A 26503-nucleotide genomic window follows, 5' to 3' on the forward strand; every position below is an offset into this window, starting at 1 on the left:
GTCATGGCAGGGCGTAGGCGATCACGTAGTCGCCACGGTCGGTGGACTGGCGCGCACCACCGGCGGTGATCACGATGTATTGCTTGCCGGTTTTCGGCGACACATAGGTCATCGGGCCACCCTGGCTGCCCACGGGCAGGCGGGCCTTCCAGACCTCATCACCGTTGCCGCTGTTGAAGGCGCGCAGGTAAAAGTCTTGAGTGCCGGCGATAAAAATCAGGCCGCCCTGTGTGGACAGCGTGCCGCCAAGGGTCGGCAGGCCGATCTTGATCGGCAGGTGCATGCGGATACCCAGCGGGCCGGTGTCCTCAACGGTGCCGACCGGCACTTGCCAGGCGACCTGTTGCGTCTTCATGTCGATCGCGGTCAGGGTGCCGAATGGCGGCGCCTGGCACGGAATACCAGCTACCGACAGGAAGCGGTTTTTGTTCACGGCATACGGTGTGCCCTTGAGCGGCACGGCACCCATGCCGGTATTCAGTGCTTCGCCACCGGACGAGGCCTGGGCCTTGTTCTGCGACGGTATCATTTGGATCCACAGGCCCAGGCGCATGTCATTGACGAAGATAAAGCCGTGTACCGGGTCGGTGGAAATACTGCCCCAATTCATGCCGCCCAGGGAGCCTGGGAAGCTCAGGGATTTGTCGGTGCCCGGCGCGGTGTACAGGCCGTCGTAGCGCATGCTTTTGAAGTCGATACGGCACAGCAGCTGATCGTATGGAGTGGCGCCCCACATGTCCGATTCGGTCAGGGTTTGCGCGCCTATCTGTGGCATGCCCACCGATTTGGGCTGAGTCGGCGAGTAGGGTTCGTTGGGGATGTTGGCGGCCTTGACCGGGACTTCCTGCACCTCGGTCAGCGGTTTGCCGGTGGCGCGATCGAGCACGTAGATCTGCCCGGCCTTGGTGCCGATCACTACCGCAGGCACGGCTTTGTCGCTGCCCGGTGGCGTGAAGTCGATCAGGCTTGGCTGCATCGGCAGATCGAAGTCCCACAGGTCATTGTGGACGGTCTGGTACACCCACTTTTGCGCACCGGTGGAGGCGTCCAGTGCCAGCACCGAAGCGCCGTATTTGTGGTTGAGCTGGGTGCGTTCCACGCCGTAGATGTCGGTGGACGAGCTGCCCATCGGCAAGAATACGGTGTTCATCAGTGGGTCGTAGGACATCGGCGCCCAACTGTTCGGCGTGCTGCGCACATAAGTGCTGCCGTCAGCCGGGGTTTTTTTGTCTTCCGGGTTGCCCGGGTCGAAGGCCCAGCGCATCTGGCCGCTGATCACGTCGAAGCCACGGATCACGCCGCCCGGCATGTCGGTTTGCACGTTGTCGGCCACACGGCCACCCACTACCACGGTGGTGCCGGCGATCAACGGGGCAGAGGACAACTGGTAGTAGCTATCTGGCACGTTACCCAGGCCGGCTTTCAGATCCACCTGGCCATGGGTGCCGAAGTCTTCGCAGAATTTTCCGGTGTCGGCGTCCACGGCGATCAGGCGTGCATCGATGGTGTTGGTCATCAGGCGACGCTGGCACTGCGCATCGGCTGGCACGCTGACGGCAATGATTGGCGAGCTGTTGGGCTGGGTCGGCTGGGCGATCGGCGCGGTGGCGTCGAAGTAGGCCATGCCACGGCAACGCTGCCACACCGCCGATTTGGCGTTGACTTCGTTCTTCCACAGCTCTTTGCCGGTGTCGGCGTCGAGGGCGATCAGGTTGTTGTGCGGGGTGCAGATGAACACCTTGTTGCCGATCTGCAGGGGCGTCAGCTGGTCTTCGGCACCGTTGCCGTCACTGATGGCCACGTCGCCGGTGCGATAGGTCCAGGCCACTTTCAGCTTGTTGACCGAGTCGCGGTTGATCTGGTCCAGCGCGGCGAAGCGGCTGCCGCCTTCAGTGTTGCCGTAGTGCGCCCAGTCTTTCTGTGCATCGGCCGCAGCCACCGGGGTGATGCCGGGGCCGGCACCGGTCGGCGCCACGCTTGGGTGGGCAACGAACATATTGCCTGCCGCCACGGCTACGCCTACCGCCAGTACGGCTGCTACGCCATAGGCGCCGCGTGCTGGCCGGTTGACGAGCATCGGGTAAACCAGCGCCACCACCGTGCCGATGACCGCGAACATGAATACGCGGGAGAACAACGGCCAGAACACCAGGCCTACATCCGCCACCGCCCAAATGGCCGTACCCATCAGAAAGGCTGCGAACAACCACGCACCGGCCGGCTTGCGGCAGGCAATCAACAGCCCGGCGATTGCCATGGCTGCGCCGCCGCTCAGGAAGTACCAGGAACCGCCCAGGCTGACCAGTTTGACGCCGCCTATGGCCAACGCGAGACCGAGCAGGGCGATGATCACGCCCAGGCCCAGCAGTAAGAATCTAGAGACGCCAGCGGCGCGCGATGCTCGTTTCATGTCGACAGGACTCGAATGTGAGAGGGCAAAGACGCGATTTTAGCAAGATAAGTAACTGGTTAGTACATTAGAGTCCTGCAATAGACTATTACAGGTGCTGCGATGATGGCGTGTGGCTAAATGTCGCCCAGGATCCGAAGCCATAGGGAAGAGAAACCTGTAGTGAGCCGGCTCACCACAGGTTGTTGCTCGCCGCGCTTGCTGTCCTGTTAGAACTTGAACCGTCCCACCAACCCCTTGAGCTGACCCGAAATATCCGTCAACCGACCTGAACCGGTCTGCGCCGAGTGAGCGAAGCCTTCGACCAGTTGCGCATCGGCATGGATCTGCGCAATGTGCCGGTTGATCTCCTCGGCCACTTGGTGCTGTTCTTCGGCGGCGGTGGCGATCTGGGTGTTCTGGTCGCGGATCGAATCCACCGAACCCCGGATCTTGTCGAAGCTGTCGCGGGCCTGTTGGATGCGTTCCACACTGGTGTGGGACACCAGCAGGCTGCCTTGCATCTGCTGCGTCACTTCCTGGGTGCGACGGGCGAGGTTGCCGAGCAGGCTGTCGATCTCGCCGGTGGAGTCTGCGGTACGGCGGGCGAGGGCGCGGACTTCGTCGGCGACTACCGCAAAACCTCGACCCTGATCCCCGGCGCGCGCGGCCTCAATGGCTGCGTTGAGCGCCAGCAGGTTGGTCTGCTCGGCAATCGAGCGGATGGTGTCGAGGATGGTGTTGATGTTCTTGCTGTCCTGCTCCAGTTGCTGCATGGTCTGGGTCGAGCGCTGCAGGTCTTCGCTGAGCTTGAGCACACTGCCGGTGGCTTCGCCGATGTGATGCTGGCCGTCGTGCACATCGCGGTAGCCTTCGTCGGCACTGGTGGCGGCAGCGCTGCAGGAGCGCGCGACTTCGTTGGCGGTGGCGACCATTTCGTTGAACGCGGTGCTCACCAACTCCACCGCTTCACGTTGTCGGCCGGCGGCCTGGTTCATGTTGTGCGCCACCTCGCTGGTGTCGGCGGCGGCGGTCTGCAGGTCGGACGAGGCGTTGCCGATACGTTGCACCAACTGGGCGATCATGCTCAGGAACTGGTTGAACCAGCCGGCCAGGCTGGCGGTTTCGTCCTTGCCTTGCACTTTTAGCTGGCGCGTCAGGTCGCCCTCACCCTCGGCGATCTCTTGCAGGCCGTCGGCCACGCCGCGAATCGGCCGCACAATGACGCTGGCGAAACTGGCGCCGACCACCGCGAATACCAACGCCAATACCGCTGCAATGGCGGCGATCAACCAGGTCAGGCGGGTGGCGCCGGCCATGACTTCGTCGCGCTTGATCAGGCCGATAAAGCGCCATCCCAGGTCTTTGGAACTGACCATGTTGGCCATGTAGGCCACGCCATCAATGTCGATCTGGCTCACGCCGTCGCCGCGTTTGGCCAGATCGGCGTAATTAGGGCCCAGGTCGGCCAGGGGCTTGAAGTTGTGCTTGGCGTCGCTGGGGTCCACCAGCACGTTACCGTTGCCTTCCACCAGCATCAGGTAGCCGCTGTCACCGAGCTTGATATTGCGCACCAGTTCGGTGAGCTGCTTGAGCGACACGTCCAGACCCACCACGCCAAGGATACTGCCGGTGGCGTCGGCAACGGTGTGCACGGTGCCGATCAGCGTCACATCGTCCGGTGCCCAATAGTAGGCACCGGTGCGCACGGTCTTGCCCGGCGCGGCGATGGCCGCCTGATACCAGGGGCGTACGCGTGGGTCGTAGTTGTTCAGTTTGGTGTCGTCTGGCCAACTGGCGTAGCCGCCGTCTTTCAAGCCCAGGGACAGGTAGGCGGTACTCGGATGGCTCTTGGCGAACTGGTCGAAAATCTCCAGCAGTTCTTTATTGGTGGGGGTGAGGGGAATTTGTGCGGCGTCGGCGCCGGCGTAGCTCTTGAGGTCCTTGGCCGCGACAACGCGCGGGTCATTGGCCACATAGTCGACATTCTGACTGATGCCGTCGAAGAACTGCTTCATGCCATTGTCGATCTGACGGATCTCGCGGCCGCTGCTGTCGAGGAAATTGGCCTGGGCCCCCTCGCGCAGATTCAATACGACCAGCACGGCCACCAGGATAACCGGCACGCACGCGATGGCGGCAAACGCCCAGGTCAGCTTTTGCTTGATATTCATGACTTCACCCGCGGGTATTTATAATTTTGGCAAGGAGAAAACAGTAGCGTCGAGCGTCGCATGTATTGTTTTTAGGGGGGAGGCCATGCGTACTCCTTGTATATCGACTGAGGGAGTACGCGCTTGAGGCCGGAAGGAGGGTTTAACCGATGCGCTCGCCACCCAATGCATCACGCTGCATCGACTGCAGGTTTTTCTCGATGGTTTCGCAGATGGCTTCCATCTGGATCTGGTGCTCGCTGGAGTTGAACGGGCTTTGCAGGTCGGTGCCGATGCGTTCGATGGCCAGCAGCATAAAGCCCACTACGGTCGATGCCAGCGGGGTGAACCAGCCCAGGGACTCCACCAGGCCCACCGGCACGATCAGGCAGAACAGCGAGATGAACAGGCGCGGGAAATACACGTAGGGGTAGGGCAGTGGCGTGTTGGCGATCCGCTCCATCCCACCCTGGGCGTTGGACAAGTCCACCAGGGTCGACTCCAGCCGCGCCAGGCGGATGCTGTCGAGGTGGCCGGCCTTGTATTCCTTGGCCAACAATGCCGCCGACCCGGTGAGGATGTCGTTGGCGAAATTGTTGGTCGCGCCATTGCGCGCGAACTCTTCGCCCGGAATGAAGGCGCGGACTTCTTCTGGGCAAGGCTCACCCTTAAGGTGAGCGGCCAGGCAGTTCACGTAAGCCACATGGCGACGTAGCAGGGTGGCCTTGACCGGGTTGACCTCGCCGTCAGAGTCGTCCAGCAAGGTCAATACCTGGCGGGCAAAACTGCGCGAGTTGTTCACCATCGCGCCCCACAGCGTGCGGGCTTCCCACCACCGGTTGTAGGCGCTGCTGTTACGGAAACTGATCAACACCACCAGCGCCGAACCCAGCAGTGTCAGAGGCATCAGCGGCAAATTGATCTTGGCGGTGAGGAACAGCATGAAGTCCACGGTGACGGCGACGTCCCACAGCAACAGCCAGAACAGCGCCCAGCCTACATAGCCCATGGTCTTGACGATCAGGCGGTACTTTTTGAGGATGGCAGCTTTCAAACGAGAACCTCGCGGCAAGCGGTAAGCAACAGTGCTTAAGCTCGGACGCGGGTTTACGGCAAAGGTTCGGCTGCCGCCTGAATCGTTTAAGTGGTTCTCGCGTCGATGGTCTCTTGACCCAGTAGCTCAATGGCCGCCAGCACGACATGGGCCTGTTCGATGACGTTGCCGGCCAGGACTTCATGGCCGTGCCGCTGCGGGAACCGGGCGTTATCAATGATGGTGTTGATGTTGGTTTCGATAGTGGCGGCAAACAGGAGGGGGGCATTCATGACGGCTTCTCGTTGGCACAGGCGCGGCAGTGTGTTTGATGCGTTCGATATTAAGTGTGTGGGCCTGTCGCTAGTTTGAAGTGGCGGAACTGTTCATTCACTTTTAGGTATCAGTTGTTCGAGTGGGAGAGACCGTAACGTGTTTGTTCAATAACTTCCTGGTCCATTTTTGGGCGCTCAAGAATGCTGACCGGAACCTGTACGCAGCCAAGCGAAACGGCAAGGACTGCGTGTACCTGGATAGAGAGCCTGTGTGGCCGCGTCTGTCTGTTGCAACGAAATAAGCGAGGACGTATGAAAATCGAGTTGGAAGACGTGGATTCACCCAAGGGCTGCCTGCTGCGCCTGGGTGACCTGAGCATGATGTTCAATACTCGGTTGGAGGCGCAACAATTTGTCGACCAGTTGCAAGGGCGTATCGGTGCCATGAAATTTGGCGGCGTGCCAGGCCAGAAGAACGAGCAGGGGAGGAGCAACCTTCAACCTGAACGCGGGTTCAGTGCTGGGCGAGGATGCACTTGAGCAAACCCGGAAACCGTTGCTCAAGCACATCGGCGCGCAACGAATTCATGTGCGTGGTCCCCACACTGCGGGTGTGCACCAGCCCGGCATCACGCAACACGCGAAAATGGTGAGACATACTCGACTTGGGCCGCCCGCCGTCCAATTCGCCACAGGTGGCCTCTGGCACTGCGGCCAGGCAGCGCACGATTTCCAGGCGCACCGGATCACTCAGCGCATACAGCAGGCGCTCGAGGGTCAGGTCTTCAAGAGGTGGGTGCTTGAAAGCTCGCATGAAGCGAATCATAGCAGGGGGCTATCGCGGAATACCATAGTTCGATTACCATCGAACTATCGAATCAACCACCTGCTCTCTGGAGTTGCCTCATGCCCGCATTGTTCGAACCGTTCAAGCTCAAAGACGTCACCCTGCGCAACCGCATCGCCATCCCGCCAATGTGTCAGTACATGGCCGATGACGGCCTCGTCAACGATTGGCACCTGGTGCACTTGGCCAGCATGGCCCGTGGTGGTGCCGGTCTGGTAGTGGTCGAAGCCACTGCCGTCGCACCGGAAGGCCGCATCACCCCAGGTTGCGCGGGTCTTTGGAGCGATGCCCACGCCGAGGCCTTCGTGCCAATGGTCAAGGCGATCAAGGCCGCCGGTTCGGTGCCGGGCATCCAGATCGGCCACGCCGGCCGTAAAGCCAGCGCTAACCGCCCGTGGGAAGGGGATGACCATATGGCTGCCTCCGATGCGCGCAGTTGGGAAACCATCGCGCCGTCGGCCATCGCGTTCGGCGCCAACCTACCGCAAGTGCCGCGCGCCATGACCCTGGACGATATCGCCCGTGTACGCCAGGATTTCGTCGACGCCGCCCGCCGCGCGCGTGACGCCGGTTTCGAGTGGATCGAACTGCACTTCGCTCACGGTTATCTGGGTCAGAGTTTCTTTTCTGAGCATTCCAACCAGCGCACCGACGCCTATGGCGGCAGCTTCGACAACCGCAGCCGTTTCCTCCTGGAAACCTTGGCCGCCGTGCGTGAAGTCTGGCCGGAAAAACTGCCGCTCACTGCGCGTTTCGGTGTGATCGAGTATGACGGCCGCGACGAGCAGACGCTCGCCGAATCCATCGAACTGGCCCGTCGTTTTAAGGCCGGTGGTTTGGACCTGCTGAGCGTCAGCGTCGGCTTCACCATCCCCGAGACCAATATCCCGTGGGGGCCGGCGTTCATGGGCCCGATCGCCGAACGTGTGCGCCGTGAAGCCGGTATTCCGGTCACTTCGGCCTGGGGCTTCGGCACGCCGCAACTGGCGGAGGGTGCGCTACAAGCTGGGCATCTGGACCTGGTTTCAGTGGGGCGTGCACACTTGGCTGACCCGCATTGGGCGTACTTTGCAGCCAAGGAGCTGGGCGTCGAAAAGTCCTCCTGGACCTTGCCTGCGCCTTACGCGCATTGGTTGGAACGTTATCGCTGAGGCGGTAATCGCGTGACAAAAACCACTCGTAAGAGTGGTTTTTTTTGTTCGGTTTTTGCCATGCGTGGATACAAAGCTGTTACCCGAAAAATCGCTAATGAGAATGGATGTCAATGGGTAATGATTTGACATATCATACGCGCCACAATAATTGGCAGATATGCCGCCCCATCTGGCTCTTACACTAGGTTTATCCTTCATGCGTCGTACCCTGCTTTCCGTGTGTGTGCTTCAGGCGTTTTCTCCCTTGAGCTGGGCGGAGGTCGAACCGGTTGAAAAAGCCGCGATCGAGCTGCAAACCACCAGCATCACCGGCGCCGCCGACTATGAAACGGCCCAGGGACCGGTGCAGGGCTATCACGCCACGCGCTCGGCGAGTGCGACGCGTACCGATACCTCGATCCATGAAACCCCGCAATCCATCAGCGTGGTGTCCAAGGCGGTGGTCGAGGACATTGGCGCCACTCGCCTGCAGGACGCGCTGGACTACGCCGGCGGCGTTGGCCGTGCCAACAACTTCGGTGGGCAGGGGCTTACCACCTTCACCGTGCGTGGCTTTACCACTGGCGAGTTCTACCGCAATGGTTTCCCGATCAACCGCGGCTACCCGAACATGCCCGACGCCAACACCATCGAGCGCCTGGAAGTTTTGCGCGGCCCGGCGACCATGCTCTACGGCCGTGGCGATCCCGGCGGCACCTTCAACGTGGTGACCAAGCAACCGTTGGCCGAACCCACGGTCACCCTCGGCAGCCAATTGAATGACCAAGGCATGAAACGCGGCACCCTGGACGCTTCCGGCCCGTTGGATGAGGAGGGGCGCCTAGCCTATCGCCTGAACGTGGTGGGCGAGGGCGGCGACACCTTCCGCGATCATGTGGAAACCGAGCGCTACGGCGTGACCCCGGTAATCACCTGGCAGGCCACCGACGACACCAAGGTGATTTTCGAAGGTGACTTCATGCGCAACAATCACCCGTTGGACCGTGGCCTGACGCGCTTCGCCACGCAGAAAGGCACGGCGTCTCGCGATACCTTCTGGGGTGATAAAGACGTTGGCAAATTGCACAACGACAACAGCATGGCCCAGTTGCGTTTCGAGCATGTACTCAATGACAACTGGACCCTGGGCGGAGGTTTCCAATGGCTCGACGGTACGTTGCAGGGCAACGCGATTGAAGCCAACAGCCTGGCTGCCGACGGGCACACGCTCAACCGCAACTTCAACTACCGCAAGCTGGAGTGGACCGACAAGGACACCCAGCTCAACCTCACCGGGCATTTTTCCACGGGTGGGTTCGATCACACCTTGCTCACAGGCGTCGAGTTTGAGGATTACGACTACAAGTCAATTATCCAGCGTTCGTCCGCTGCCTACACCAGTGATATTTTCAACCCGGTCTATGGCAAGCCACGGCCTGCACTCACCAGCACGCCTACTCATGACAAGGAAAACCTCAAGACCTACGCAGCCTTCGTTCAGGATCAGGTTGCCCTGACTGAACGTCTAAAAGTCCTGGCTGGCGCTCGTTTCGAGCGTTTTGAGCACCAGTACGAGAGCTACGTGCCGGGCACAAAAAACTGGGAAGCCAGCGATAATGCTGTAACACCACGGGTGGGTGTGATCTACGACCTTACCGACTCACTGGCCGTGTACGCCGATGCTGCGCGTTCATTCAAGCCCAATACGGGCGCCGCCCGCACGGGTGAAGGCTTTGAACCGGAGAAAGGCAAGTCCTATGAAATGGGCATCAAGTGGGAAGCGCTGGATCACCAGTTGAGTGTCGACGCTGCGATTTATCAGATCGACAAAAAGAATGTGCTGACCACTGATCCTGCGGACCCCACCGCCACCTTCAAGGTCGCAGCGGGCCAGGTGCGCAGCCGTGGTTTTGACTTGAACGTTGCCGGCAACCTTACGCCAGAGTGGCGCGTGATCGGTGGTTACGCCTACGTGGACGCCGAAGTGACCAAGGACAACACACTCCGTGTCGGTACGCACCTGGCCAACATCCCGCGCAACAGCTTCAGTCTGCTGAACGTCTACGAATTCCAGGACGGCAGCCTCAAAGGGCTTGGGCTGGGCGCGGGGGCGAAATATGTTGATGAGCGTGTCGGCCAGACCTCCAACACCCCGTTTACTATGGACGCCTACACCGTGGTCGACCTGCTTGGCTACTACAAGGTCAACGACAAAGTGCGGCTCAACCTGGATGTGAAGAACCTGTTCAATCGTGACTTTGAAGAGGGCGCGTTCGGTAACTTCTACGCCTACCCAGGCGCGCCACGTACAGTGCAGGTTGGCATCGCTTACACCCTGTGAATCAATAACACGATGGCCTTTCACACCGCATATCCCTGTGGGAGCGGGCAAGCCCGCTCCCACATTTGGATTGATTTAAACCTGATAGAGCGGGGTTGATGGCTCGCCCGTTACAGCGGCGTCAACACATTCATCACCGTATCCAACGCCACCCGCGTGTCATCCAGTTGCACCAGCGATGCATGCCGCGCTCCCAGTGCATCACGATTCTGGATAGCAGTAAGAATCGCCTTGTGCCGGGGCAGGCTCAGGCCCTGGATGTCCGGGCGGCGGTTAGTGATGTTGATCGACTCGCGCAACGGCAGCGATAGCATGTTGCACATGTAGGCGAGCAGGTCGTTGCGGGTGGCGTCGGCAATCGCGCGATGAAAGTCCAGGTCGGCCTGCAACAGGTCTTCGTGGGTCTTCGCGGTTTCCATGCCTTGGTAGGCTTGTTCGATGGTGGCGATGTCTTCGTCGGTGGCAGTGGTCGCGGCCATGGCTGCAATTTCCGGTTCGAGAATGCGCCGCACACCAGCCAGGGTGTTAAAAAATTCGCTGTGGGGCGTGGACTGCATCAACCAGGACAGCACGTCCGGGTCGAGCAGGTGCCATTTCAAACGTGGCCGCACTACCGCGCCCACCCGTGGCTTGGAATACACCAGGCCCTTTGCGCTGAGCACCCGGGTAGCCTCACGCAACACCGAGCGGCTGACCTTGTACTCCTCGCAAAGCGTGGCCTCCATGGGCAGCCGTTCTTCTGGCTTGAAGCGACCGGAAACGATGTGCATGCCCAAGTCCTGAACGATCTGGGCATGCTGGCTCTTGCGCGGCTTGGGCGGCTGGTGATCCATAACGACGGGGAGGCTCTGGCTTAAAGACGCCGCATCATAGCATCCCAATTAGTGGGAATGCCGTGGGACTTCCGCCCCTCGGCAACCCACCAGGAAGTCAAAGTCGCACCCTTGGTCAGCCTGCAACACATGGTCGATGTACAACTGGCGATAGCCGCCGACGATCAGTTTCTCGGGGGGTGCAAGGTCGGCCATGCGCGCGGCCAGCTCTGCGTCGGGGATGTCCAGGTGCAGGCGGCCGTTGGCGCAGTCCAGTTCAATCCAGTCACCTTCCTTGACCGTGGCCAACGGACCGCCGGCAGCGGCTTCCGGGGCCACGTGCAACACCACCGTGCCGTACGCCGTGCCACTCATGCGTGCGTCGGAAATCCGCACCATGTCCGTCACACCTTGGGCCAGCAGCTTGGCGGGCAAGCCCATGTTGCCGACTTCGGCCATGCCTGGGTAACCCTTCGGGCCGCAGTTTTTCATGACCAGGATCGAGTTCGCGTCGACGTCCAGTTCCGGATCGTTGATGCGCGCCTTGTACATGTCGAAGTTCTCGAACACCACCGCGCGGCCACGGTGTTGCATCAGTTCAGGGCTCGCGGCGGACGGCTTGAGCACCGCCCCCAGCGGCGCCAGATTGCCGCGCAGCACGCAGATGCCACCGTCGGCGCGGATCGGGTTGTCGAGGGTGCGGATCACTTCGTCCTGGCCGTAGATCGGCGAGTCCTTGGTGTTCTCGCCGAGGGATTTGCCATTCACGGTCAAAGCATTCGGATGGGGAATCAGGTTGGCTTCACCGAGGCGGCGCAACACGGCGGGCAGGCCGCCGGCGTAGTAGAACTCTTCCATCAGGAAGCGCCCCGACGGCTGCAAATCCACGATGGTCGGCATGCCACGACCCATGCGGGTCCAGTCATCCAGGTCGAGTTCGACGCCGATGCGTCCGGCGATGGCTTTGAGGTGGATGACGGCGTTGGTTGACCCACCGATGGCGGCATTCACGCGGATCGCGTTTTCAAACGCCTCTTTAGTCAGGATTTTCGACAGCTTCAAGTCTTCGCGCACCATTTCCACCGCGCGCATGCCGGACATATGCGCCAGCACATAACGCCGTGCATCCACCGCCGGAATCGCCGCGTTGTGGGGCAGGGAAGTGCCCAGCGCCTCGGCCATGCAGGCCATCGTAGACGCGGTGCCCATGGTGTTGCAGGTGCCCGCCGAACGCGACATGCCACCCTCGGCCGCAAGGAAATCATCCAGGGTAATGGTGCCGGCCTTGACCTGCTCGCTGAGCTGCCACACCACGGTGCCCGAACCGATGTCCTGGCCCTTGTGCTTGCCGTTGAGCATTGGCCCGCCGGTGACCACGATCGCCGGTACGTCGCAGCTGGCGGCGCCCATCAGCAGGGCCGGGGTGGTCTTGTCGCAGCCGGTCAGCAGCACCACGCCGTCGATCGGGTTGCCGCGAATCGCTTCTTCCACGTCCATGCTCGCCAGGTTGCGCGTCAGCATGGCGGTAGGGCGCAGGTTCGATTCGCCATTGGAGAACACCGGGAATTCCACCGGGAAGCCGCCGGCCTCGATCACGCCGCGTTTGACGTGCTCGGCGATCTGGCGGAAATGCGCGTTGCACGGCGTCAGCTCCGACCAGGTGTTGCAGATGCCGATGATCGGTTTGCCATGGAACTGATGGTCGGCAATGCCCTGGTTCTTCATCCAGCTGCGGTACATGAAGCCGTTCTTGTCGGCAGTACCAAACCACTGGGCGGAGCGTAGGCCGGGCTTTTTATCAGACATGATCGATTCTCTTATTGTATGACTATATGTTCTATGCGTGCTTAAACATAAGCGCAAAAACGCTGCTTTGGAAGAGTTGTTTTGCAAATAGTCATACTATATAGTCGGACTCAACTGAGGTATCGCCCTGGCGGATTTTCGCGAGAGGCGCCCCCCGAGCTTCTATAAAAACAACAATCGGAGATCGACCCCATGAGCCAGGAACTGCGGCTTATTCGGCGCATCACGCTGAAACTGATTCCCTTCCTGATCCTGCTGTACCTGATCGCCTACGTGGACCGTTCCGCCGTGGGCTTTGCCAAATTGCACATGGGCGCCGACGTCGGCATCGGCGACGCCGCCTATGGTTTGGGTGCGGGGTTGTTCTTTATTGGCTACTTCCTGTTCGAGATCCCCAGCAACCTGATGCTCGACCGCTTCGGCGCGCGGCGCTGGTTTGCGCGGATCATGATCACCTGGGGCGCCATCACCATCGGCATGGCCTTCGTGCAGGGGCCGCACAGCTTCTATGTGATGCGCTTTCTGCTCGGCGCGGCAGAGGCGGGGTTCTTTCCGGGTGTCCTGTACTACATCACCCAATGGTTCCCGGTACGCCATCGCGGCAAGATCCTCGGGTTGTTCATTCTTTCCCAGCCCATCGCGATGATGATCACCGGGCCTGTGTCCGGTGGTTTGCTGGGCATGGACGGCATCCTTGGCCTGCATGGCTGGCAGTGGCTGTTCATCATCATCGGGACCCCGGCGATCCTGTTGACCTGGCCGGTCCTGCGCTACCTGCCGGATGGCCCCAAGCACGTCAGTTGGATGAGCGAGGAGGAGAAAACCTGGCTCACCGGCGAACTCGCCAAAGACCTGCAAGCCTACGGCCAGACCCGCCACGGCAACCCGCTGCATGCCCTGAAAGACCAGCGCGTATTGCTGCTGGCACTGTTCTATCTGCCGGTAACCTTGAGCATCTACGGCCTCGGCCTGTGGTTGCCGACCCTGATCAAGCAATTTGGCGGCAGCGACCTCACCACCGGTTTCATTTCCGCCGTGCCGTACATCTTCGGGATCATCGGCCTGCTGATCATCCCACGCAGCTCCGACCGTTTGAATGACCGTTACGGCCACCTCGCCGTGCTCTACGTACTGGGCGCCATCGGCTTGTTCTTCAGCGCCTGGCTCAGTGTGCCGGTGCTGCAAATGGCCGCGCTGTGCCTGGCGGCTTTTGCGATGTTTTCCTGCACGGCGGTGTTCTGGACTTTGCCGGGTCGGTTCTTTGCCGGTGCCAGTGCGGCGGCGGGCATTGCGTTGATCAACTCGGTGGGCAACCTCGGCGGCTATATCGGCCCGTTCGTGATCGGCGCACTCAAGGAATACACCGGCAACCTGGCCTCGGGTCTGTACTTTTTGTCCGCCGTGATGGTGTTTGGCTTGCTACTGACGGGCGTGGTCTACCGTCTGCTGGAGCGCAAGCATGTGCTGCCTGCCGACCAATTTGCCGCCAGTGCCCGTGGCGCTACTCGTACTTAATCTGGGAGAAGTTGCATGCGTTTAGTTCAGTTCGAATTGCGTAACGGTGAGCGTCGTGTCGGCGTGGTAGAAGGCACCAAGCTTCGCGAAGTACAGACCGCTCGTAGCGTGCGCGAGTTGGCCCTTGCAGCCATCGAAGCAGGTGTCGGCCTGGCGCGGCAGGTGGACAGCCTGGGCCTGGGTGACAGCCACGATTACGCCACTTTGCTGGCCGACCTGAAGATCCTGCCGCCGCTGGACCATCCAGACCCGGCCCATATGCTGATCAGCGGCACCGGCCTGACCCACCTGGGCAGCGCCTCGGCGCGGGACAAGATGCACCAGGCCGGTGACGACAGCGCATTGACCGACACCATGCGCATCTTCAAATGGGGCGTGGAGGGCGGCAAGCCAGCTGCCGGCCAGGCGGGCGTGCAACCGGAGTGGTTCTACAAAGGCGACGGCAGCATCGTCGTTCGCCCAGGCGCCGCGTTTCCCGTGCCGCCGTTTGCCGAGGATGCCGGAGAAGAGCCGGAGATCGGTGGCCTGTACGTGATCGGCCCGGACAGCAAGCCCTATCGAGTAGGGTTCGCGGTGGGCAACGAATTCTCTGATCACGTGATGGAACGCAAAAACTACCTGTACCTGGCCCATTCCAAACTGCGCAGTTGCAGCTATGGCCCTGAGTTGCGCGTGGGCGAGTTGCCCCAGCATCTGGCAGGCACCAGCCGCATCCTGCGTGACGGCAAGGAAATCTGGCGGAACGAATTCCTCAGCGGCGAGGCCAATATGTGCCACAGCCTGGAAAACCTCGAATACCACCACTTTAAATACCGCCAGTTCCTCAAGCCCGGCGATGTGCATATTCATTTCTTCGGCACCGCCACGCTGTCATTCGCCGACGGTATACGTACTCAACCGGGCGATGTGTTCGAGATCAGCCAAGCCGAGTTCGGCGCGCCGCTGGTCAACCGTGTCGGCAGTGCCGATGCGGCATTTGAACCCGGTAACGTCATCACCCTTTAAAGGAGACCCCCATGACCCAGTTCCTCGGCCACAACTACATCGGCGGCCAGCGCAGCGCCAACGGCAGCGTGAAGCTGCAGAGCGTCGACGCAGCGACCGGCGAAACCTTGCCCCAGGATTTTTACCAGGCCACCCCGCAGGAAGTCGACGCCGCCGCCAAGGCTGCCGCGCAGGCCTATACCGCCTACCGCGCGTTGAGTGCGGCGCGGCGCGCGCAGTTCCTGGACGCGATCGCTGACGAACTGGACGCCCTGAGCGATAACTTCATTGACTTGGTCTGCCGCGAAACCGCATTGCCCGCCGCGCGTATCAAAGGCGAGCGCGGGCGTACCAGCGGGCAGATGCGCCTGTTCGCCACGGTGCTGCGTCGCGGGGATTTCTACGGCGCGCGCATCGACAAGGCATTGCCTGATCGCCAACCCTTGCCGCGTCCGGATTTGCGTCAATACCGCATCGGCCTGGGGCCGGTGGCCGTGTTCGGCGCTAGCAACTTTCCCTTGGCGTTCTCCACGGCAGGCGGTGACACCGCCGCCGCGCTGGCAGCAGGCTGCCCGGTGGTGTTCAAGGCTCACAGCGGGCATATGGCAACCGCCGAGTGCGTTGCCGATGCAATCATGCGTGCGGCCGAGACCACCGAGATGCCTGCCGGTGTGTTCAATATGATCTTTGGCGGTGGGGTCGGTGAAGCGCTGGTCAAGCACCCGGCGATCCAGGCCGTGGGCTTCACCGGCTCGCTCAAAGGCGGCCGTGCGTTGTGCGACATGGCAGCGGCGCGCCCGCAGCCGATCCCGGTGTTCGCCGAGATGTCGAGCATCAATCCGGTGATCGTGCTGCCCCAGGCGTTAACCGCGCGTGCTGAAACCGTGGCGCGTGACCTGACCGCTTCGGTGGTTCAGGGGTGCGGCCAGTTCTGCACCAACCCTGGCCTGGTGATTGGCATCGCCTCGCCTGAATTCACTGCGTTCACCCAACAAGTCTCGCAACTGATCGGCGACCAACCGGCACAGACCATGCTCAACGCCGGCACCCTGGACAGCTATGGCAAGGGGCTGGAAAAACTCCTGGCGCATCCGGGCATCCAGCACCTGGCGGGCAACCAACAGTCCGGCGGCCAAGCGCAACCCCAGTTGTTCAAAGCCGACGCACGCCTGTTGATCGACGGCGATGAAGTGCTGCAAGAAGAAGTCTTCGGCCCCACCACGGTGTTCGTCGAAGTCGCCGACCAGGCCCAACTCAGCGCCGCCTTGCACGGCCTGCACGGCCAGCTCACCGCAACGATCATTGGCGAACCGGCTGACCTGCAACAGTTCGCCGAACTCACGCCACTGCTGGAGCAGAAAGTCGGCCGCATCCTGCTCAACGGTTACCCGACTGGCGTGGAAGTCTGCGATTCGATGGTGCACGGCGGACCGTACCCAGCCACGTCGGATGCCCGTGGCACGTCGGTCGGCACCTTGGCCATCGACCGTTTCCTACGCCCCGTGTGCTTCCAGAATTACCCTGATAGCCTGCTGCCCGACGCGTTGAAAAACGCCAACCCGTTGCGTATCCAGCGGCTGGTGGATGGCACGCCATCCCGCGACCCGCTGTAACGCGCACCTGAGAACAACAAAAATCCAGGAGGCATCATGTCGTTTCACGCCGTTACCCCGCACCGTGCGCAGTTGGGCGAAGGTCCGTTCTGGGACGCCCCCACCCAGGCGCTGTACTGGGTCAATATCGCCGGCAAACAAGCGCTGCGCCTGATGGACGGGCGGGTGCAGGTGTGGCAGTTGCCGGAGCATGTCTCGGCGTTCATCCCGTGTGAAAGCGGCGATGCCCTGGTGACCTTGAGCAGCGGCGTGTATCGCCTCGACCTTGTCACCGAAGCCCTGACCCTGCTGTGCGTGGCCGACCCGCAAACGGGCAACCGAGGCAATGAGGCGCGCTGCGATGCCCAGGGCCGCCTGTGGCTGGGCACCATGCAGAACAACATTGGCGAGCAGGGTGAAGACCTGCCCATCACCCGGCGTTCCGGCGGCCTGTTTCGCATCGATGCCGATGCGCAGGTCACGCCGTTGCTCAGTGGCTTGGGTATTCCCAACACCTTGCTGTGGAGTGATGACGGCCGCCACGTGCATTTTGGCGACAGCCTGGATGGCACGCTGTACCGGCATGAAGTTCAAGCGAACGGCCAGCTCGATCCCGCGAAAGTCTGGTTTGGCCCACACGAACGCGGCGGGCCGGATGGCTCGGCGATGGACGTCGAGGGCTATATCTGGAACGCCCGCTGGGACGGCAGCTGCCTGCTGCGCCTGACGCCCGAGGGTGAAGTCGACCGCATCATCGAACTGCCCGTCAGCCGCCCGACCAGTTGCGTGTTTGGTGGAGCGAATCTCACCACCCTCTATATCACCAGTGCCGCCAGCCCTTTGGATCACCCCTTGGATGGTGCGGTTTTGGCCATCGAGGTAGATGTACCTGGAAAACCCTGTCATCGCTTTGCCGGATAAGTCCCTATTTAAAACAACAACAAGGAGTCACCCGTATGAATCGTCGTCGTGGTTTGCGTTCCCTGTGCTGCGCCGCTGTGGCGGTCTCGGCCATGAGCTTGAGCGGGCTGTTGCTGGCCGCTGAAGAAGTGAAGATCGGTTTTTTGGTCAAGCAGGCTGAAGAGCCATGGTTCCAGACCGAATGGGCCTTTGCCGAGAAAGCCGGCAAGGACCATGGCTTCACTGTGATCAAGATCGCCGTGCCCGACGGCGAGAAAACCCTGTCGGCCATCGACAGCCTGGCCGCCAACGGCGCCAAGGGCTTTGTGATCTGCCCGCCGGATGTGTCCCTCGGCCCGGCCATCGTCGCCAAGGCCAAGGCCAACGGCTTGAAAGTCATCGCGGTGGATGACCGTTTCGTCGACGCCAAGGGCAGTTTCATGGAGGACGTGCCGTACCTGGGCATGGCCGCCTTTGAAGTGGGCCAGAAGCAGGGCGCCGCCATGGCGGCCGAAGCGAAAAAACGCGGCTGGGACTGGAAGGACACCTATGCGGTGATCAACACTTTCAACGAGCTGGACACCGGTAAAAAGCGCACCGATGGCTCGGTCAAATCCCTGGAAGAAGCCGGTATTCCCAAGGACCACATCCTGTTCACCGCTGCCAAGACCCTCGACGTACCCGGCAGTATGGACGCCACCAACTCCGCCCTGGTCAAGCTGCCCAGCGGCGCGAAAAACCTGATCATCGGCGGCATGAACGACAACACCGTGCTCGGCGGCGTACGCGCTACTGAAAGCGCCGGCTTCAAGGCGGCCAACGTGATCGGCATCGGCATCAATGGCACCGACGCCATCGGCGAACTGAAAAAGCCGAGCAGCGGCTTCTTCGGCTCGATGCTGCCGAGCCCGCATATCGAAGGCTACAACACTGCGAAGATGATGTTCGACTGGGTCACCAAAGGCACCGAGCCGCCGAAGTACACCGCCATGGACGAAGTGACCCTGATCACCCGTGAGAACTTCCAGGCCGAGCTGACCAAGATCGGGCTGTGGCAATGACCGCTGCCGCCTTGCGTTTTGACGGCATCGGCAAAACCTTTCCTGGGGTCAAAGCGCTGGATGGCATCAGCTTCAGCGCCCACCCAGGGCAGGTGCACGCGTTGATGGGCGAGAACGGTGCGGGCAAGTCGACGCTGCTGAAGATCCTCGGCGGCGCCTATATCCCCAACAGCGGCACGCTGCAGATCGGCGAGCAGGTCATGGCCTTCAAGAATGCCGCCGACAGCATTGCCAGCGGCGTGGCGGTGATCCACCAGGAACTGCACCTGGTGCCGGAAATGAGCGTGGCCGAGAACCTGTTCCTCGGGCATTTGCCGTCGCGGTTCGGCGTGGTCAATCGGGGGCTCCTGCGCAAGCAGGCCCTTGCGTGCCTCAAGGGCCTGGCGGATGAGATCGATCCTGCCGAGAAGCTCGGGCGCCTGTCACTGGGTCAGCGCCAACTGGTGGAAATCGCCAAGGCGTTGTCCCGTGGCGCCCATGTGATTGCCTTCGATGAACCCACCAGCAGCTTGTCGGCGCGGGAGATTGACCGCTTGATGGCGATCATCGCGCGCCTGCGCGACGAGGGCAAAGTGGTGCTCTATGTGTCGCACCGCATGGAAGAAGTATTCCGCATCTGCAACGCGGTGACCGTCTTCAAGGACGGTCGCTATGTGCGCACCTTCGATGACATGAGCGCGCTGACCCATGACCAGTTGGTGACGTGCATGGTCGGCCGTGATATCCAGGACATCTACGACTACCGCCCGCGTGAGCACGGCGAGGTGGCGCTCAAGGTCGATGGCCTGTTGGGTCCCGGCCTGCGCGAGCCGATCAGCTTCAACGTGCGCAAGGGCGAGATTCTCGGCTTGTTCGGGCTGGTAGGGGCGGGGCGAACGGAGTTGTTCCGTCTGCTCAGCGGCCTGGAGCGTGCCAGTGCCGGGCACCTGGAACTCTGTGGTGAACCCCTGCGTTTGCAGTCACCACGAGATGCCATCGCCGCTGGCGTGTTGTTGTGCCCGGAAGACCGCAAGAAGGAGGGCATCATCCCGCTCTCCAGCGTCGCCGAGAACATCAATATCAGCGCACGCGGCGCCCATTCCACGTTTGGCTGGCTGCTGCGCGATGGCTGGGAAAAGGGCAACGCCGACCAGCAGATCAAGGCCATGAAGGTCAAGACGCCCAACGCGGCGCAAAAGATCATGTACCTCTCCGGCGGCAACCAGCAAAAAGCCATTCTTGGCCGCTGGCTGTCGATGCCGATGAAAGTGTTGCTGTTGGACGAACCCACCCGTGGCATCGATATCGGCGCCAAGGCCGAGATCTATCAGATCATCCATAACCTCGCCGCCCAAGGCATTGCGGTGATCGTGGTGTCCAGCGACCTGATGGAAGTGATGGGCATCTCCGATCGCATCCTGGTGCTGTGCGAAGGCGCGCTGCGCGGCGAACAAACCCGCGCGCACGCGACTGAATCCAACCTGCTGCAATTGGCCTTGCCGCGCAGCGTGGCGAACTGAGAGACGATTATGACCACTCAACACAATGTGCTGCCCAACGCGCGCAAGCCGCTTGACCTGCGCGCACTGCTGGACAACTGGGCGATGCTGCTGGCCGCCGTGAGCATCTTTTTGCTGTGCGCCTTGCTGATCGACAACTTCCTCTCACCGCTGAACATGCGCGGCCTGGGCCTGGCGATTTCCACTGTGGGCATCGCCGCCTGCACCATGCTGTTCTGCCTGGCGTCGGGGCACTTTGACCTGTCGGTGGGCTCAGTCATCGCCTGCGCCGGTGTGGTGGCGGCGATTGTGATGCGCGACACCGACAGCGTCATGCTCGGCATCGGCGCCGCGCTGCTGATGGGCCTGATGGTGGGGCTGATCAACGGCATCGTCATCGCCAAGCTGCGGGTCAATGCGCTGATTACGACATTGGCGACCATGCAGATCGTGCGTGGCCTGGCGTACATCTTTGCCAACGGCAAGGCGGTGGGGGTGTCCCAGGACCAGTTCTTTATCTTCGGCAACGGCCAGTTGTTTGGCGTGCCGGTGCCGATCCTGATCACCATCCTGTGCTTCCTGTTCTTTGGCTGGTTGCTCAACTACACCACCTACGGGCGCAACACCATGGCCATCGGCGGCAACCCGGAGGCGGCGTTGCTGGCCGGCGTGAACGTGGACCGCACCAAGATCCTGATCTTCGCCGTGCATGGGGTGATCGGGGCCTTGGCCGGGGTGATATTGGCGTCGCGCATGACCTCGGGCCAGCCGATGATTGGCCAGGGGTTTGAGCTGACGGTGATTTCGGCCTGCGTGCTGGGCGGGGTGTCGTTGAGCGGCGGGGTAGGGATGATTCGGCACGTGATCGCCGGGGTGTTGATCCTGGCAATCATTGAAAACGCGATGAACCTGAAGAACATCGACACCTTCTACCAGTACGTGATCCGAGGCTCGATTTTGCTGCTGGCCGTGGTCATCGACCGCATGAAACAGCGCTGAGCCTTGCCATGTGAAGACTAAATGTGGAAGCGGGCTTGCTCGCGAATACAGCGTGTCAGACCCGAATGAGTTGCCTGACGTGCCGCATTCGCGAGCAAGCCCGCTCCCACAGTTTAATCGGTGGTGAATTTGAAGATTGTGTTCTGGGTGTAGGTCTGCCCTGGATTCAAACGGGTCGAGGCAAACTTCGGCTGATTGGGCGCATCCGGAAAATGCTGGGTCTCCAGCGTGAACCCGCTCCAGTGCTGATAGGTCTTCCCAGCCTTGCCCTTAACCGACCCATCCAGGAAGTTGCTGGTATAAAACTGCACCCCAGGTTCCGTGGTAAACAGCTGCAAGCGCCGCCCCGAGTCAGGATCATGCACTTCGGCGGCCAGCTGCTTCACATCACCCTTGGTATCCAGTGCCCAGTTGAAGTCAAACCCACCCTGTTTCGGCTCGGCAAACTTGAGTTGTGGGTGATCGTCCTTGATGTGCTGGCCGATCGGCGTGGGCTTGAGGAAGTCCATCGGCGTGCCTTTGACGGGGGCCAGTTCGCCGGTAGGGATCAACGTGGCATTCACCGGCGTGTAATGGCTGGCGTGCAAGGTAGCGACTTGCTTGAGGATGTCGCCATTGCCCGCACCGGCCAGGTTGAAGTAGCTGTGGTTGGTGAGGTTGAGCACCGTGGGTTTGTCGGTGGTGGCCTTGTAGTCGATGTGCAATTCATTGTTGTCGTTTAGGCGATAGGTGACCTCGGTCTTCAGGTTGCCGGGGAAGCCCATTTCACCGTCGTTGGACAGGTAGGTGAGGGTCACGCCCACCGAGTCCTTGGCCTTGACCGGCGTGGCCTTCCACACGTGCTTGTCGAAGCCCTGGGCGCCGCCATGCAGCGAGTTGGGGCCGTCGTTGAGCGGGACTTGGTAGCGCTTGCCGTCGATTTCAAAGGCGCCGCCGGCCAGGCGATTGCCGAAGCGCCCGATGGTCGCGCCGAAGAATGCGGTGCCGCTTTGATAACCCTGTACGTCGTCGAAGCCCAGCACCACGTCTTCGGCCTTGCCGTGTTTGTCCGGCACTTTGAGCGACTGCAACACGCCGCCGTAGGTGATCACCGTGGCTTGCATGCCGTGGCTGTTACGCAGGATGTACTGTTCGACGGCGGTGCCGTCATTGGTTTTACCAAAGGGTTTGTGCTCGCTGGTGAGGCCGGCGGCGTGGGCGCCTCCGCTGGCGATCAACATAGACATAGCGAGGCCGGACAGCAGGTATCGAGGGTGCTTCATGGTCGAACTTCCTTTTGTTGTTTTGAGTGGAATAGTTCTACTAATGTGCGATATTTTGTCAATTGAACAGCGAATTTATAGCCTTTAACGCCATTTTTGCAAAATAAAATAAGACTAATTAAGCGAGGCAAACTTTTATGACTACCCAGCATGCCGTGTACCCCGACCTTGAAGGCAAGACGGTCCTGATCTCTGGAGGCGCTTCAGGCATTGGTGAATTCATGGTGCGTGCCTTCGCCGCCCAGGGCGCCAAGGTCGGTTTTGTCGACCGCGCGCAAAGTCAGGGCGAACGCCTGGCCGCGCTGCTGAGTTCGCGGGGGCACACCGTGGAATTCGTGAATTGCGATATCACCGATGAAATCGCCTACAAGGCCGCCATCGGGCGCTTCGAGCACTCACTGGGGCCGATCACTGTGCTGGTGAACAATGCCGCCAATGACGTGCGCCACAGCTTGGAAGAGGTCGACTCGGCAATGTTCGATCGGCTCATTTCCGTCAACCTCAAGCACGCCTTCTTCGCCGCCAAGGCGGTGGTACCGATGATGAAAAGCGCGGGCGGCGGGGCGATTATCAACCTCGGGTCCGTCGGCTGGATGATGGCGTCCGCCGGCTACCCGGTGTACGCCGCCAGCAAAGCCGCCGCCCACGGCATGACCCGCGCCCTGGCACGGGAGTTGGGGCCGAGCCAGATCCGTGTGAATACGCTGGTGCCGGGCTGGGTGATGACGGAAAAACAACTGACAATGTGGGTCGACGATGCGGCCAAGGAGCTGATCAGCCGCAGCCAGTGCCTGCCAGGCAGTGTGCTGCCGGAACACATCGCCAATATGGCGTTGTTTCTCGCTTCCGATGCATCGGCGATGTGTTCGGCACAGAACTTTATTGTGGATGGCGGCTGGGTGTAGGTCCGCTTACTCGATCGGGTATTTCTTGAAGGCAGGATGCTGTTCCAGCCGCTCGGCGTGGCGTCTCAGGTTGGGAAACGCATCCGCCTTGACCACTGACGCCACGGTGAATTGGCTGAACGACCAGGCCACCGCTGCCGTAATCGACGCCTGGGTCAGCACCTCACTCTCAGGCAGTTGCTTCTCCAGCAGCGAGTAGGCTGCGAGCAATTGACCGCTGACGCGATCCAGCCAGGGTGCATGCAGCTTTTCGGCCGGGCGTAGGTTGTGTTCGTAGACAATCTGCACACTTTTCTCGCAGGCTGCCAAGGCCAGGCCAAGGATGTGCAGGTCTTGGGCCCTTGCAGCGGGTTGCTGCGCGAGCAACTTTTTATCAGCCGGGGCCAGGGTTTCCAGGTAGTCCAGGATAAGGCTGGAGTCCATCAGCACGGTGCCATCATCCAGCACCAGGGTCGGGGCCTTGACCACGGGGTTGATCTGGGCGAACTCGTTGAAGGTGCGGAATACCGACAGGGGTTCATGCACAAAATTCACCTCGTACAGGTCCAGGCAAATCGCCACGCGGCGTACGTAAGGCGAGTCCAGCATGCCGATCAGTTTCATGAAGCCTCCATTGCTTTCAAGGTGATGGCTCAAGAGAGTAAGGGCACAGGATCGGCGTGTGCAATGGCCTGTCGCATAGTTTATGCCGGGCTTCGGTTGCCATGCCGGCTGGCGCCAGGTGGCTGGCCGGTAATGCGCTTGAACGCGCGGCTGAATGCCGCCTGGGAGGTATAGCCCAGGCGCAGCGCGACTTCTTCAATGGGCAACCGCTCCAGGGTCAGCCATTGGCTGGCCAGGCGCATGCGCAGTTCGGTCACGTAGCGCAGTGGCGGGATGCCCAGGGTGGCCTGGAAGCGTTCGGCGAACACCGAGCGGGAGGTATGGCAGTGCGCGGCCAATTCGGCCACGCTCCAATTGCGTCCAGGTTGCTGGTGCAGGGCGAGCAGGGCACCGGCCAGCCGTGCGTCGCGCAACGCCGCCACCAACCCCGACGCGTTGCCGCAGGCGCATTCCACCCAGCCCCGCACGATCATGGCGGCCACCACATCGGCCAGGCGCGCGAGGATGCCGGAGTAGCCGACGCGAGCGGCGCTGACTTCGCGTTCCATCACCGCCAGGATCGGCATCAGGCCGGGGTAACGCTGGCCCTGGGCATCGATCAGCATCAAGGCCGGCATCAGGCTGCCGAGCCCCTGGATACTGCCAAGTTCGAACGCCATACAGGCGCTGAACAACAAGGTTCTGGGCGGCGTGTCGGGCGAGGCATCCACGGCGCATACGGTGTCGCCCAGCGGGGTGGCATCAAAGCCGTTGATGTCCTGCACGGGCCTGTCCGCAGTGGATGACAGCGCATGGGCGCCGCCGTGGGAGATGAATACGGCATTGCCCGCCGACAACGCGAACAGGCTGCCGTCGTCGGTACGCAAGGTGGCCGTCCCGGCGGCGAGGAAGTGAAAGTAGGCATGCCCGGGTTTGGCATCAAAGCCCATGCCGAAGCTCGGTCCGGCCTGGATGCGCCGGTACTGCACCCCGCGCAGGCGCATGCCACGCAGCAGCTCGTCGATGAGGTCGGAGGACAGGTTGAGCGGGGCGGCTGCGATCATGTTCGGGGTTTCGGTCAAAAACTCAAGGGTTTGCATCATAGATCATCCGGATTGGCGAACCTAGACTGACCGTCGCGTTAATTACCGAGGATGTCGTGTGATGAATGATTGTGTAGCCCAAGCCGCTCACCCTGCCCAAGTGGAGCCCGATGCGCCCGCCTGGATGGCGGTGTTCTCCCTGGCCATGGGGGTGTTCGGGTTGTTGACGGCGGAGTACCTGCCGGCCAGCTTGTTGACGCCAATGGCGATGGACCTGGGGGTGTCCGAGGCCTTGGCAGGTCAGGCCGTGACCGTCACGGCAGTGGTGGCGCTGTTCGCCGGGCTGCTGGTGCCTGGCCTGACGCGTGGAGTCGACCGGCGCGTGGTGTTGCTGGGATTCTCCCTGCTGATGATTGCGTCCAACCTGTTGGTGGCGTTTTCTTCCAGCCTGGCGGTGCTGCTGTTGATGCGCATCCTGCTGGGGGTCGCCCTGGGTGGTTTCTGGAGCATGGCGGCGGCGGTGGCGATGCGCCTGGTGCCAGCGGCGCTGCTGCCCCGTGCGCTGTCGATCATTTTCAGTGGCATTGCGGTGGGCACGGTGGTTGCCGTGCCGCTGGGCAGCTACCTCGGCGGTATGTACGGCTGGCGTAGTGCGTTTGTGGCTGCTGCCGCTGTCGGTGGGGTCACGCTGGCGTTCCAGCTGTTCACGCTGCCTCGCCTGGCCCCTACGGGCACCGCACGCTTGCGCACGATATTGGATGTGCTGCTGCGCCCTGGCATCGCGATCGGTATGTTTGGCTGTGTGCTGGTCCACACCGGGCACTTCGCGCTGTTCACCTACATCCGGCCTTTTCTGGAAAGCACCACGGGCGTGGGTACCGAAGGGCTGGCCTTGATGCTGCTGGGGTTCGGTGCAGCCAACTTCGTCGGCACGCTGCTGGCCGGTTGGATGCTGGTGCGTTATCCGCGCGGCACCTTGGTGCTGATGCCGGTATTGGTGGGCGTCGCGGCACTGGCCCTGGTGTTGCTGCCGGCCTCGCTGCCAGGCCAGGCTTTGCTGTTGGCGCTATGGGGCATGGCGTTTGGCGGGGTACCCGTGGCGTGGTCGAACTGGGTGGCCCGCGCCGTGCCGGATCAAGCTGAAAGTGCCGGTGGCATGGTGGTGGCGTCCGTGCAATCGGCCATTGCGGCGGGGGCGGCCGGTGGGGGCGCGATGTTCAGTCTCAGTGGCATCGGCGGAGTGTTTATAGGCGCGGGTGTGTTGATGTTGCTGGCGGCGCTGTTGATTGCGCTGCGGGTACATGTGCCGCGCAATGGCGCCGTTGGCATACCGCTGCATCTTTGAACCGGCGTTGGATAGTGGCCGGCATTCACTGTGTGACGGGCCACCAAC

At 61.5% G+C, this 26503-nt stretch carries 21 protein-coding genes and 2 pseudogenes; 12 read left to right on the forward strand and 11 right to left on the reverse strand.

The features are described from left to right. Position 1: 1 nt before the first annotated feature. From LVW35_RS10705 to LVW35_RS10720, 5 genes and pseudogenes are all read right to left on the reverse strand, one after another. Complete coding sequence (locus LVW35_RS10705; RefSeq protein ID WP_233895383.1) at positions 2-2410, reverse strand: glucose/quinate/shikimate family membrane-bound PQQ-dependent dehydrogenase; 2409 nt, start codon at positions 2408-2410, stop codon at positions 2-4. 209 nt (positions 2411-2619) lie between these two features. Beyond that, positions 2620-3162 (reverse strand): annotated as a pseudogene (locus tag LVW35_RS29115) (methyl-accepting chemotaxis protein); the annotation flags it as partial. A gap of 321 nt (positions 3163-3483) precedes the next feature. Continuing rightward, positions 3484-4563 (reverse strand): annotated as a pseudogene (locus tag LVW35_RS29120) (cache domain-containing protein); the annotation flags it as partial. Positions 4564-4705: 142 nt separating this feature from the next. Next, complete coding sequence (locus tag LVW35_RS10715; RefSeq protein ID WP_233895387.1) at positions 4706-5596, reverse strand: bestrophin family protein; 891 nt, start codon at positions 5594-5596, stop codon at positions 4706-4708. Between the two features lie 86 nt (positions 5597-5682). Beyond that, complete coding sequence (locus LVW35_RS10720; RefSeq protein WP_233895388.1) at positions 5683-5868, reverse strand: hypothetical protein; 186 nt, start codon at positions 5866-5868, stop codon at positions 5683-5685. Positions 5869-6162: 294 nt separating this feature from the next. Between LVW35_RS10720 and LVW35_RS10725 the strand changes: the two genes are divergently transcribed. Then, positions 6163-6390, forward strand: coding sequence for a hypothetical protein (locus LVW35_RS10725; protein WP_233895390.1), 228 nt, complete (start codon positions 6163-6165; stop codon positions 6388-6390). Here the strand turns inward: LVW35_RS10725 and LVW35_RS10730 are convergent. Further along, entirely contained in the window at positions 6365-6664 is a 300-nt protein-coding gene (locus tag LVW35_RS10730; protein WP_233895392.1) for an ArsR/SmtB family transcription factor, read from the reverse strand. The genes LVW35_RS10725 and LVW35_RS10730 overlap by 26 nt on opposite strands. Positions 6665-6756: 92 nt before the next feature. Here LVW35_RS10730 and LVW35_RS10735 point away from each other — a divergent pair, with 92 nt between their 5' ends. After that, the gene (locus tag LVW35_RS10735) at positions 6757-7848 is read left to right on the forward strand and encodes an NADH:flavin oxidoreductase/NADH oxidase (RefSeq protein WP_233895394.1); all 1092 of its coding nucleotides are present in this window, start codon (positions 6757-6759) and stop codon (positions 7846-7848) included. A 199-nt stretch (positions 7849-8047) separates the two neighbouring features. Then, positions 8048-10171, forward strand: a complete 2124-nt coding sequence (locus tag LVW35_RS10740; RefSeq protein WP_233895396.1) for a TonB-dependent siderophore receptor — start codon at positions 8048-8050, stop codon at positions 10169-10171. Positions 10172-10281: 110 nt separating this feature from the next. On the opposite strand, the gene LVW35_RS10745 is transcribed toward LVW35_RS10740, so the two are convergent. Then, positions 10282-11004 (reverse strand): FadR/GntR family transcriptional regulator, encoded by a 723-nt coding sequence (locus LVW35_RS10745; protein WP_233895398.1) that lies wholly within the window; start codon positions 11002-11004, stop codon positions 10282-10284. Positions 11005-11052: 48 nt separating this feature from the next. Next, positions 11053-12789, reverse strand: coding sequence for an IlvD/Edd family dehydratase (locus LVW35_RS10750; protein ID WP_032885424.1), 1737 nt, complete (start codon positions 12787-12789; stop codon positions 11053-11055). Positions 12790-12981: 192 nt separating this feature from the next. On the opposite strand from LVW35_RS10750, the gene LVW35_RS10755 reads away from it, so the two are divergent. The 7 genes from LVW35_RS10755 to araH are packed head-to-tail and all read left to right on the forward strand — an operon-like array spanning position 12982 to position 21318. After that, the gene (locus LVW35_RS10755) at positions 12982-14304 is read left to right on the forward strand and encodes an MFS transporter (protein WP_233895400.1); all 1323 of its coding nucleotides are present in this window, start codon (positions 12982-12984) and stop codon (positions 14302-14304) included. A gap of 15 nt (positions 14305-14319) precedes the next feature. Continuing rightward, on the forward strand, positions 14320-15309 hold the full coding sequence (gene araD1, locus LVW35_RS10760) for an AraD1 family protein (RefSeq protein ID WP_233895401.1): 990 nt from the start codon (positions 14320-14322) through the stop codon (positions 15307-15309). A gap of 11 nt (positions 15310-15320) precedes the next feature. Beyond that, on the forward strand, positions 15321-16901 hold the full coding sequence (locus tag LVW35_RS10765) for an aldehyde dehydrogenase (NADP(+)) (RefSeq protein WP_233895402.1): 1581 nt from the start codon (positions 15321-15323) through the stop codon (positions 16899-16901). Positions 16902-16937: 36 nt separating this feature from the next. Next, a complete protein-coding gene (locus LVW35_RS10770) occupies positions 16938-17801 on the forward strand; it encodes an SMP-30/gluconolactonase/LRE family protein (protein WP_233895403.1) in 864 nt (287 codons plus the stop codon). Positions 17802-17836: 35 nt separating this feature from the next. Continuing rightward, positions 17837-18841: a substrate-binding domain-containing protein gene (locus LVW35_RS10775; RefSeq protein ID WP_233895404.1), complete on the forward strand. Its 1005-nt coding sequence runs from the start codon at positions 17837-17839 to the stop codon at positions 18839-18841. Then, positions 18838-20340, forward strand: coding sequence for an L-arabinose ABC transporter ATP-binding protein AraG (araG, locus tag LVW35_RS10780; RefSeq protein ID WP_233895405.1), 1503 nt, complete (start codon positions 18838-18840; stop codon positions 20338-20340). Before LVW35_RS10775 ends, araG begins: the two co-directional genes overlap by 4 nt. Positions 20341-20349: 9 nt before the next feature. Beyond that, the gene (gene araH / locus LVW35_RS10785; protein WP_233895406.1) at positions 20350-21318 is read left to right on the forward strand and encodes an L-arabinose ABC transporter permease AraH; all 969 of its coding nucleotides are present in this window, start codon (positions 20350-20352) and stop codon (positions 21316-21318) included. 113 nt (positions 21319-21431) lie between these two features. On the opposite strand, the gene LVW35_RS10790 is transcribed toward araH, so the two are convergent. Further along, positions 21432-22580, reverse strand: coding sequence for an aldose epimerase family protein (locus LVW35_RS10790; RefSeq protein ID WP_233895407.1), 1149 nt, complete (start codon positions 22578-22580; stop codon positions 21432-21434). 137 nt (positions 22581-22717) lie between these two features. Between LVW35_RS10790 and LVW35_RS10795 the strand changes: the two genes are divergently transcribed. Beyond that, on the forward strand, positions 22718-23485 hold the full coding sequence (locus LVW35_RS10795; protein ID WP_233895409.1) for an SDR family NAD(P)-dependent oxidoreductase: 768 nt from the start codon (positions 22718-22720) through the stop codon (positions 23483-23485). A gap of 6 nt (positions 23486-23491) precedes the next feature. Here the strand turns inward: LVW35_RS10795 and LVW35_RS10800 are convergent, their stop codons facing one another. Both LVW35_RS10800 and LVW35_RS10805 read right to left on the reverse strand, forming a co-directional pair. Beyond that, complete coding sequence (locus LVW35_RS10800; RefSeq protein WP_233895411.1) at positions 23492-24088, reverse strand: glutathione S-transferase; 597 nt, start codon at positions 24086-24088, stop codon at positions 23492-23494. A gap of 80 nt (positions 24089-24168) precedes the next feature. Beyond that, positions 24169-25167, reverse strand: coding sequence for an AraC family transcriptional regulator (locus LVW35_RS10805; protein ID WP_233896446.1), 999 nt, complete (start codon positions 25165-25167; stop codon positions 24169-24171). A 64-nt stretch (positions 25168-25231) separates the two neighbouring features. Here LVW35_RS10805 and LVW35_RS10810 point away from each other — a divergent pair, with 64 nt between their 5' ends. After that, positions 25232-26455 (forward strand): MFS transporter, encoded by a 1224-nt coding sequence (locus tag LVW35_RS10810; RefSeq protein WP_233895413.1) that lies wholly within the window; start codon positions 25232-25234, stop codon positions 26453-26455. Positions 26456-26503: the final 48 nt, after the last annotated feature.

This window comes from Pseudomonas sp. HN11 (assembly GCF_021390155.1).
GTDB lineage: Bacteria > Pseudomonadota > Gammaproteobacteria > Pseudomonadales > Pseudomonadaceae > Aquipseudomonas.

Bases quoted from the DNA above. Each gene is read 5' to 3' on its own strand.
- LVW35_RS10730 (WP_233895392.1), bottom strand. From the start codon at position 6,664: ATGCGAGCTTTCAAGCACCCACCTCTTGAAGACCTGACCCTCGAGCGC.
- LVW35_RS10725 (WP_233895390.1), top strand. From the start codon at position 6,163: ATGAAAATCGAGTTGGAAGACGTGGATTCACCCAAGGGCTGCCTGCTG.
- LVW35_RS10795 (WP_233895409.1), top strand. From the start codon at position 22,718: ATGACTACCCAGCATGCCGTGTACCCCGACCTTGAAGGCAAGACGGTC.
- LVW35_RS10805 (WP_233896446.1), bottom strand. From the start codon at position 25,167: ATGCAAACCCTTGAGTTTTTGACCGAAACCCCGAACATGATCGCAGCC.
- LVW35_RS10705 (WP_233895383.1), bottom strand. From the start codon at position 2,410: ATGAAACGAGCATCGCGCGCCGCTGGCGTCTCTAGATTCTTACTGCTG.
- LVW35_RS10810 (WP_233895413.1), top strand. From the start codon at position 25,232: ATGAATGATTGTGTAGCCCAAGCCGCTCACCCTGCCCAAGTGGAGCCC.
- araH (WP_233895406.1), top strand. From the start codon at position 20,350: ATGACCACTCAACACAATGTGCTGCCCAACGCGCGCAAGCCGCTTGAC.
- LVW35_RS10800 (WP_233895411.1), bottom strand. From the start codon at position 24,088: ATGAAACTGATCGGCATGCTGGACTCGCCTTACGTACGCCGCGTGGCG.
- araG (WP_233895405.1), top strand. From the start codon at position 18,838: ATGACCGCTGCCGCCTTGCGTTTTGACGGCATCGGCAAAACCTTTCCT.
- LVW35_RS10720 (WP_233895388.1), bottom strand. From the start codon at position 5,868: ATGAATGCCCCCCTCCTGTTTGCCGCCACTATCGAAACCAACATCAAC.
- LVW35_RS10765 (WP_233895402.1), top strand. From the start codon at position 15,321: ATGACCCAGTTCCTCGGCCACAACTACATCGGCGGCCAGCGCAGCGCC.
- LVW35_RS10755 (WP_233895400.1), top strand. From the start codon at position 12,982: ATGAGCCAGGAACTGCGGCTTATTCGGCGCATCACGCTGAAACTGATT.
- LVW35_RS10775 (WP_233895404.1), top strand. From the start codon at position 17,837: ATGAATCGTCGTCGTGGTTTGCGTTCCCTGTGCTGCGCCGCTGTGGCG.
- LVW35_RS10735 (WP_233895394.1), top strand. From the start codon at position 6,757: ATGCCCGCATTGTTCGAACCGTTCAAGCTCAAAGACGTCACCCTGCGC.
- araD1 (WP_233895401.1), top strand. From the start codon at position 14,320: ATGCGTTTAGTTCAGTTCGAATTGCGTAACGGTGAGCGTCGTGTCGGC.
- LVW35_RS10745 (WP_233895398.1), bottom strand. From the start codon at position 11,004: ATGGATCACCAGCCGCCCAAGCCGCGCAAGAGCCAGCATGCCCAGATC.
- LVW35_RS10750 (WP_032885424.1), bottom strand. From the start codon at position 12,789: ATGTCTGATAAAAAGCCCGGCCTACGCTCCGCCCAGTGGTTTGGTACT.
- LVW35_RS10770 (WP_233895403.1), top strand. From the start codon at position 16,938: ATGTCGTTTCACGCCGTTACCCCGCACCGTGCGCAGTTGGGCGAAGGT.
- LVW35_RS10790 (WP_233895407.1), bottom strand. From the start codon at position 22,580: ATGAAGCACCCTCGATACCTGCTGTCCGGCCTCGCTATGTCTATGTTG.
- LVW35_RS10740 (WP_233895396.1), top strand. From the start codon at position 8,048: ATGCGTCGTACCCTGCTTTCCGTGTGTGTGCTTCAGGCGTTTTCTCCC.